The following is an 8,830-nucleotide window of genomic DNA, read 5'->3' as shown; positions in this document are numbered from 1 at the left end:
CGTCCAGCGCCGGCCGGCGCGCCTTGGTGGCGAGGCGTCGAGACGCGCCTGGTGGGCGTCGAGCGCGGCGTCGATGCGCGCCATCTTCTCGGCGGTGAGCGGATCGGCGCCGCGGCGCTCGATCTCGGCGAGCGCGTCTCGTTCGCCTCCTTGTAGCTCTCGAAGGCGGCGAGGAACTCGGCAGCGGCAGCGCGCTCCTCGAGAGTCTCGGCCTTCGCCACCTTGGTCTCGGGGGCGCGATGGGGGTTCGGCATGGGATCGGTCCTCAGATGGTGACGGGAGTTCGGGTCGCCTGACGCAGGCGCGCGGCGGCCTCGCGCAAGGCGCGCGCGGGCACGGCGGGATCGGCGGCGGGATCGGGCGCGCGCCGCGCCGGCGGTCGCCGGCGGCTCGCATGCAGGGCCGGAAGAGAGGGTCACGGCACCGACCTATCTGTCTGTTTCGAGCCGTCCTTGAGCCTGCCGGCAGACCGAACGGCGCGGCCATGGCCGTCGCGGCTCGCGCCGCAGCCCCTCGTCCGTCTTTCAGGAAGGACAACCCGTGGATGGGGTGTAGCTCAGCAGTGCCGGTGCGCCATTGACATTGGACAATGGGTCCGATGCGACGCCGGCGCGCGTGCGGCGAATCCTCGCCACCCGTTGCGGCGGCCTCAGGTGACGCGGCGCTTGGCGAGCTTGCGGGCGAGGGTGCGGCGGTGCATGCCGAGCCGGCGCGCGGTCTCCGACACGTTGAAGTCGGCATCCACCAGCGTCTCGTGGATGCGCTCCCATTCCAGCGTCTTGATGGAGCTGGGGCGCACGCCGAGCGGCACCTCCGGATCGCCCTCGGCGCGGTGGAAGGCGGCCTCGATGTCGTCGGCGTTGGAGGGCTTGGCGAGATAGTGGCAGGCGCCGAGCTTGATCGCCTCCACGGCGGTGGCGATGCTGGCAAAGCCGGTGAGCACGACGATGGGCATGCGCGGGTCGCGGGCATGAAGCCGGCGCACGCAGTCGAGGCCGGAGGCGCCGGCGAGCTTCAGGTCGACCACCGCGCAGCCGGGCTCGATGTCCTGTGCCCGGAGGTCGAGTTCCTCGGCGCTCACGCACAGCGCCACCCGGTAGCCGCGCCGCTCGAACGAGCGCCTGAGCGCGCGGGCGAAAGAGGGGTCGTCCTCCACCAGCAGCAGGCGGCGGTCGGCGGGCATCTCCTCAAGCGGCATCGGCGTCCTCCACCGCGAGCGATGCGACCGGAAGGCGCAGTTCGACGCACGCCCCGCCGCCGGCGAGGTTGCGGGCGGAAAGCCCGCCGCCGAGCTTGCGCAGCACGTTGGTGGACAGGAACAGCCCCAGACCGCGCCCCGGCTGCGGCTTGGTGGACTGATAGGGCTTGCCGATCTGCGCCAGCGCCTCGGGCGCAAACCCCGTGCCGGCGTCGCTCACGCGCACCAGGATGTCGTCGCCCTGCTGGAGCGCCTCCACGGCGACGCGCCCGGGCGAAGCCTCCAGCGCATTGTCGAGCACGTTGAACAGCATCTGCTGGATCATGCCGTCGCAGGCGACGACAAGGTCGGGGCGCACACCGTTGCGATAGCTGAGGTTGGCGGGGCGGCGCGCCTCGCGCCAGCGGCCCACCATGTCGTCGAGGACGGCGGCGAGCGCGGCGCGGCGCGTCTCCTCGGGGCGCGCCTCGCCGGCGGCGAGCAGGATCTGCGAAACGATGGACTTGCAGCGGGCGATCGCCGCCTGCATCTCCTCCAGCTCCTCGGCGAGCTCGCCGTCGCCGGCGATGCGGGGCATGTGCTGCCAGTCGTTGAGGATCACCGACAGGGTGGCGAGCGGCGTGCCGAGCTCGTGGGCCGCGCCGGTGGCGAGCAGGCCCATGCGCACGATGTGCTCCTCCTCCGCCGCGCGCTGGCGCATTTCGGCGAGGTGCGCATCGCGTTCGCGCAGATTGCCGGTGATGCGCGTCACGAACAGCACCGCCAGCACCGCCGCCAGGAGGAAGCACAGGAACATGCCCTGGAGATGCAGGTCGAAGAAGGTGGACGCCCCGTGGGCATGCCCCGTCATGCCGAGGTCGAGCGGGCGGTAGAAGCGCGACAGCCACACGAAGGCGAGGCTGGTGACGGCGACGATGGCCCACGAGGCCGCGGGCGGCAGCAGCACCGCCGCCAGGATGACCTGGAGCAAATAGAGCGAGATGAACGGATTGGTGGCGCCGCCGCTGAGATAGAGCTGGAGCGTGAGCGCCGCCACGTCCAGCAGCAGCTCGACGCACAGCTCGCCGTCGCTGACCGCCATGCCGGAGGCCACGCGGTGCAGGCTGACGAGGTTGAGCCCCACCAGGAAGACGATCACGAGCCCCATCTGCTGCAACGGCAGCGCGAGGCCGAGCGCGAGGTCGGCGATGGCGATGGTCGCCACCTGGCCCGCCACCGCCAGCCACCGCAAGGTGATGAGCAGCAGCAGGTTGCGCCGGTTGGCATCGGCCTCGATCGCGCCTGCGCCCGTCACGTCGGCTGTCCCTTTCGCTTCAGCGCCGTTCCGCCATTGCCCTTAGCGCGGCGGCGCGGCGCGCGGAACGGTCACGCTGTCGCGGCCCCGTCGGCGGTCGGCCGGGTTCATGGCCGCGTCATGGCCGGGCAGTCGGAGATGAAGTGGGCGTAGCGCGGCAGCACGGTGGGCAGCGGGAGTGGTCGCAGGGCGACCTGCTTATCCGCGGGTGGATCGACGGCACGATTGGACAAACGGTCCAAGCCGGCAGGGGCGGGCGCGTCGACGCGCCGCCGCGCGCGGCGGCAAGCTCACTCCGGCAAGCTCACTCGGGCAAGGTCCGCCCGAGCTTGCGCGCGGCATCCTTGAGGTGCGGCACCAAGGTGAGCGCCTTGTCCAGGGTGAAGCGGGGCAGGGGCCCATGGCACGCCACGGCGGCGACGACCGCGCCCTTGGCATCCTTGACCGGAACGGCGATGGCGACGAGCCCCTCCAGGAATTCCTGGGCGTCCATGCTGTAGCCGTCGGCGGCGATCCGCTCCAGCTCGGCCTCCAGCGCCGCAACGCTGGTGATGGTATTGGGCGTGTGCGCCTTGAGGTGCAGCGTCTCGATGATGCGGCGGCGCTGCGAGGGGCGCATGGTGGCGAGGAAGAGCTTGCCGCTGGCGGTGCAGTGCATGGGCACGCGCGAGCCGACTTCCAGGTGCATGCGCAGCGGCCAGCTCGCCTCCACGCGATCCAGATAGATCGCCTGGCTGCCGGCGCGGGTGACGAAGTTGCAGGTCTCGCCGGCCACCTCGACCAGGGCCTCCAGGATGCTGCGGCGCTCGGAGCTCACGGTGTTGCGGAGCATGTCGAAGCCCATGCGCAGGAAGCGCGGGCCGATGGCGAAGCGCCGGCCGTCCGGCTCGCGCATCAGGTAGTTCTCCGCCTCCAGCTTCTGGCAGAGCCGGTGCACCGTGGGCTTCGGCAGCGGCAGCCGCGCGCACAGATCAGGGACGCTCAAAGCGGTTTCGGAGCGCGCCACCTCGCTCAGGAGATCGAGCGCCCGCAACATCGCCGAGGCGTTGTCGCGCTCCTCCAGCCGCGGTGCCGGCGCGTCCGCCGCCTCGGCCTCAAGCGGGTCGGCCTGAAGCTCGTCCGTTTTGCGCGCCGCTCGTCTCTGCGCCATGTCCGCCCGTGCCGTCCGTCGTCCAAAAGGTGCCTTTCCGGCCACCCTTATCGGCTTGGGGGGCAAGTCAAATGGGGTGGAGGGCGGTGCAGGCGCAGCATGACGTCTTTTGCGATGCACAACAAAAATCTCATTCAGTGAGCTATTAAAGCTCAAAATATGAATTGACTCGTCTCATCCTTTGGTCGCATCGTCGTGCCTGCAGAGAGGAAACTGCCAATGCAAGGCGAGGAAACCTTCGACTTCGTCGTCATCGGCGCGGGGTCGTCCGGATGCGTCCTGGCCAACCGCCTGAGCGAGGACGGCAAAAGCCGCGTGGCTCTGGTGGAGGCCGGACCGAAAGACAGCAATCCGTGGATTCACGTGCCGATCGGCTACGGGAAGACCATGTGGAACGACCGCCTGAACTGGCGCTTCCACACCGAGCCCGAGCCCACCATGGGTGGACGGCGCATCTACTGGCCGCGCGGGCGCGTGCTCGGCGGCTGCTCGTCCATCAACGGTCTGATCGTCGTCCGCGGCCAGAAGGAAGACTATGACGGCTGGGCGCAGGCCGGCGCGGACGGCTGGTCCTACGACGACGTGCTGCCCTATTTCGTGAAGCTGGAAGACAATGCCCGCTTCGCCGGCGATCCCCTGCACGGCACCGGCGGCCCCGTCACCATCAGCTCGATCCGGCGCAAGCACGAGCTGATCGAGGTCATCAAGGCGAGCGCCAAGACGCTCGGCGTGCCCGAGACCGAGGACTTCAACGGCGCCGCGCAGGAAGGCGTCGGCTATTACCAGCTGACCACCCGCAACGGCCTGCGCGTGAGCGCGGCGAAGGCCTATCTCAACCCCGCCGCCGGCCGCCGAACCTCGCCATCCTCACCGAGACGCGCGCGCGCCCGCCGTGGTGTTCGAGAACGGCCGCGCGGTCGGCGTCGAAGTGAGCGTCGGCGGCCAGGTGAAGGTGCTGAAGGCGCGCCAGGGCGTGATCCTGTCGGCGGGCGCGGTGCAATCGCCGCAATTGCTCATGCTGTCCGGCATCGGCCCGGCCGAGCACCTGCGGGCGAACGGCATCGGCGTCTATCTGGACAGTCCCGGCGTCGGCGGCAATCTTCAGGATCACCTGCAGCTGCGCCTGCTCTACCGCTGCAGCAAGCCCATCACCACCAACGACGCGCTGAATTCCCTCTTCGGGCGCCTGCGCATGGGGCTGGAATACGCCTTGTTCCGGGGCGGCCCGCTTGCCATCGGCATCAACCAGGGCGGGCTCTTCACACGGGTGCTGCCGGAATCGAAGACGCCCGACATCCAGTTCCACATCGGCACGATCTCCGCCGACATGGCGGGCGGCAAGGTGCATGATTATTCCGGCTTCACCCTCTCGGTGTGCCAGCTGCGGCCGGAGAGCACCGGCGAGATCCGGCTCGGCTCGGCCGATCCGCTCGACGCGCCGAAGATCACCGCCAACTATCTCGCCACCGAGACCGACCGCCGCTGCTCGGTGGAAGGCATGAAGTTCGCCCGCCGGCTCGCCGCCACCGCCCCGTTCAGCGACTACGTGGCGGAGGAGAAGCTGCCCGGCCCCGGCGTCACCGACGACGAAGGCCTGCTCGCTTTCGCCCGCGAATACGGCGCCACCATCTTCCACCCCGTCGGCACCTGCCGCATCGGGCGGGACGACGACCGCGCGGCGGTGGTGGATCCGCGCCTTCGGGTGCGCGGCGTCGACGGCCTGTGGGTGGTGGACTGCTCCGTGATGCCGCGCCTCGTGTCCGGCAACACCAACATTCCCGCGATCATGATCGGCGAGAAGGCCGCCGACATGATCCGCGAGGACACGCTGAACAACAGCATCGGGCGAGACAACGCCCAGAACTCGATCAATGACGGGAGGACACAATGGCTGGGCAAGCGGGAGCTTCAAGTCGTGAACTGAGGCGGGTGGTCGGCGCCAGCGTGATCGGCGCCACCATCGAATGGTACGACTTCTTTCTGTACGGCATTGTCGCCGGCATCGTCTTCAACAAGCTTTACTTCCCGGCCGACGACCCGGTGATCTCGATCCTGCTCGCCTACACCACGTTCGCCGTCGGCTTCGTGGCGCGGCCGGTGGGCGGCCTGATCTTCGGCCATTTCGGCGACAAGCTCGGCCGCAAGAGCATGCTCATCATCACCCTGATGATCATGGGCATCGCCACCGTGGCCATCGGCCTTCTGCCGACCTACGCCCAGATCGGCATCGCCGCGCCGATCCTGCTGCTGCTCCTGCGCATCGCCCAGGGCATCGGCATCGGCGGCGAGTGGGGCGGCGCGGTTCTCATGGCGTATGAGTACGCGCCCGAGGGTAAGCGCGGCTTCTTCGCCTCGATCCCGCAGATCGGCCTCGCGCTCGGTTTGTGTCTCGCCTCCGGCGTCACCGCCATCGTCTCCATGCTGCCGGAAGAGCAGTTCATGAGCTGGGGCTGGCGCGTCGGCTTCGTCGGCTCGATCGTGCTGGTCTTCGTCGGCATGTATATCCGCCTGAAGGTGCACGAGACGCCGGAGTTCGAGCAGGTGAAGGCCGCCAACAAGGAGCAGGCCATCCCGTTCGTGACGATGATCAAGGAGTATCCGCGCAACATCCTGCTCGGCATGGGCGTGCGCTACATCGACGGCGTGTTCTTCAACGTCTTCGCGGTGTTCTCCATCGTCTATCTCGCGAACTACGTGAAGGTGCCGCGCACCACGGCGCTGTGGCTGGTGACGCTCGCCGCCTTCGTGATGGTGTTCACCATCCCGATGTTCGGCAAGCTCTCCGACAAGTGGGGCCGCCCGCGGACCTACGCCATCGGCTCGCTGCTGCTGGCTTTGGTCACGTTCCCAGCCTTCTGGCTGTTCTCGACCGGCTCGCTGCCGCTGATCGCGCTCGGCATCGTGGTGCCGTTCGGGGTGCTCTATGCCATGTGCTACGGCCCCGAGGCGGCCCTGTTCTCGGACCTGTTCGACGCGCGGGTGCGCTATACCGGCATCTCGTTCGTCTACCAGTTCTCCGGAATCTTCGCGAGCGGCATCACCCCGATCATCGCCACCTATCTGCTCGCCCGCGGCGACGGGCAGCCCTGGCAGGTCGCCGGCTACGTGGTGTTCGCGGCGCTCGTGTCGATGCTCTCGGCCATGGCGATCCGCGCCCCGGCGCCGCGCCCCTCCGACGCCGCGCAGCGCACATCGGCGGAAGCCGCGCGCCAGCCCGCGCGCTAGCGCCCGCTTGGACCGGAGGCGGCGCGACGCCGTCGCCTCCTTCTTCCCCATCGTTTCCGAGAGGATTGCTCCGTCATGAAGATGACCACCGAAGAGGCGTTCATCAAAGTCCTGCAGGCGCACGGCATCAACGAGGCGTTCGGCATCATCGGCTCGGCCATGATGCCGGTGTCCGACCTGTTTCCGAAGGCCGGCATCCGCTTCTGGGACTGCGCCCACGAGACCAATGCGGGCCTGATCTGCGACGGCTACACGCGCGCCACCGGCCGCATGGCCATGGCCATCGCCCAGAACGGCCCGGGCGTGACCGGCTTCGTCACCGCCATGAAGACCGCCTACTGGAACCACACGCCGATGCTGCTGGTGACCCCCCAGGCGGCCAACAAGACCATCGGCCAGGGCGGGTTCCAGGAAGTCTCGCAGATGGCCATGTTCGAGGACATGGTCTGCTACCAGGAGGAGGTGCGCGACCCCTCGCGCGTCGCCGAGGTGCTCAACCGCGTGATCGAGAAGGCCTGGCGCGCCAGCGCGCCGGCGCAGATCAACGTGCCGCGCGATTTCTGGACCCAGGTGATCGACATCGAGCTGCCGCAGATCGTGCGCCTGGAGCGCCCCGCGGGCGGCAGGCAGGCCATCGCCGAGGCGGCGCGGCTGCTGACGGAGGCCAAGTTCCCGGTGGTGCTGAACGGCGCCGGCGTGGTGATCGGCAACGCCATCGGCGAGGCCATGGCGCTGGCCGAGCGCCTGGAGGCCCCGGTGTGCGCCGGCTACCAGCACAACGATGCCGCCCCCGGCAGCCACCCGCTCTCGGTCGGGCCGCTCGGCTATAACGGCTCGAAGGCCGCCATGGAGCTGATCGCCAAGGCCGACGTGGTTTTGGCGCTGGGCACCCGGCTCAACCCGTTCTCCACCCTGCCCGGCTACGGCATCGACTACTGGCCGAAGCAGGCCAAGATCATCCAGGTGGACATCAACCCGGACCGCATCGGCCTCACCAAGAAGATCACGGTGGGCATCTGCGGCGACGCCAAGGAGGTGGCGACCCAGCTCCTGGCGCAGCTCGGTCCCGGCGCCGGCAATGCGGGCCGCGAGGAGCGCCGCGCGCTGATCCACCAGACGCGCTCGCGCTGGCTCCAGCAGCTCGCCTCCATGGACCATGAGGACGACGATCCCGGCACCCGCTGGAACGAGGAGGCCCGCGCCCGCGACGCCAACCGCATGTCGCCGCGGCAGGCCTGGCGCGCCATCCAGTCGGCGCTGCCCAAGGACGTCATCATGTCCACGGACATCGGCAACAACTGCGCCATCGGCAACGCCTATCCGAGCTTCGAGGCGAGCCGCAAGTATCTGGCACCCGGCATGTTCGGACCGTGCGGCTACGCCTTCCCGGCGATCATCGGCGCGAAGATCGGCTGCCCCGACGTGCCGGTGTTCGGCTTCGCCGGCGACGGCGCGTTCGGCATCTCCATCAACGAGATGACCTCCATCGGCCGCGAGGAATGGCCGGCCGTGACCATGGTGGTGTTCCGCAACTTCCAGTGGGGCGCCGAGAAGCGCAACACGACGCTCTGGTACGACAACAACTTCGTCGGCACCGAGCTGGACCCCAAGCTGTCCTACGCCAAGATCGCGGAGGGCTGCGGCTTCAAGGGCGTGCGGGTCGACACCGTGGAGAGCCTCAAGGACGCCATCCACACCGCGGCCGAGGACCAGAAGAAGGGCATCACCACCTTCATCGAGGTGGTGCTGAACCAGGAGCTGGGCGAGCCCTTCCGCCGCGACGCCATGAAGAAGCCGGTGCCGGTGGCCGGCATCGAGCGCTCCGACATGCGCGAGCAGCTCGCGCGCTGAACCGCGACCGGGCGGGGGCGCGCAGGCCCCCGCCCGGCCCATCCCGTCCCACGGGAGGTCCGCCCATGCTTGCCCTCGACCGGATCATCGACGCCGCCCGCGCCGCCCCGCG

Annotated in this window: 6 protein-coding genes and 1 pseudogene; 3 read left to right on the top strand and 4 right to left on the bottom strand. The window is 69.2% G+C overall.

Annotated elements, in window-relative coordinates; genetic code table 11:
- The 4 genes from AC2W7M_RS14250 to AC2W7M_RS14235 form a co-directional block, all read right to left on the bottom strand.
- Nucleotides 1–254, bottom strand: a 254-nt coding sequence (locus tag AC2W7M_RS14250; protein WP_486132920.1) for a hypothetical protein, incomplete at its 3' end; no start/stop codon positions are given.
- 395 nt (nt 255–649) lie between these two features.
- The gene (locus AC2W7M_RS14245) at nt 650–1,183 is read right to left on the bottom strand and encodes a response regulator transcription factor (protein WP_486132921.1); all 534 of its coding nucleotides are present in this window, start codon (nt 1,181–1,183) and stop codon (nt 650–652) included.
- Nucleotides 1,184–1,187: 4 nt separating this feature from the next.
- The gene (locus AC2W7M_RS14240; protein WP_486132919.1) at nt 1,188–2,492 is read right to left on the bottom strand and encodes an ATP-binding protein; all 1,305 of its coding nucleotides are present in this window, start codon (nt 2,490–2,492) and stop codon (nt 1,188–1,190) included.
- 304 nt (nt 2,493–2,796) lie between these two features.
- A complete protein-coding gene (locus AC2W7M_RS14235; protein WP_486132918.1) occupies nt 2,797–3,642 on the bottom strand; it encodes an IclR family transcriptional regulator in 846 nt (281 codons plus the stop codon).
- A gap of 219 nt (nt 3,643–3,861) precedes the next feature.
- Here AC2W7M_RS14235 and AC2W7M_RS14230 point away from each other — a divergent pair.
- The 3 genes and pseudogenes from AC2W7M_RS14230 to xsc all read left to right on the top strand — a co-directional run bounded on the left by AC2W7M_RS14230 (nt 3,862) and on the right by xsc (nt 8,718).
- Nucleotides 3,862–5,566, top strand: a pseudogene (locus tag AC2W7M_RS14230) (GMC family oxidoreductase).
- The gene (locus AC2W7M_RS14225) at nt 5,530–6,867 is read left to right on the top strand and encodes an MFS transporter (protein ID WP_486132917.1); all 1,338 of its coding nucleotides are present in this window, start codon (nt 5,530–5,532) and stop codon (nt 6,865–6,867) included. Before AC2W7M_RS14230 ends, AC2W7M_RS14225 begins: the two are co-directional and overlap by 37 nt.
- A gap of 75 nt (nt 6,868–6,942) precedes the next feature.
- A complete protein-coding gene (xsc, locus tag AC2W7M_RS14220; RefSeq protein WP_486132916.1) occupies nt 6,943–8,718 on the top strand; it encodes a sulfoacetaldehyde acetyltransferase in 1,776 nt (591 codons plus the stop codon).
- The last annotated feature ends 112 nt before the right edge of the window (nt 8,719–8,830 follow it).

It is taken from the genome of Xanthobacter sp. BG11Y11_SDJG (assembly GCF_057364445.1).
The sequence above is the reverse complement of the archived record's forward strand: the minus strand, read 5'-3'. Positions and strand labels throughout refer to the sequence as shown.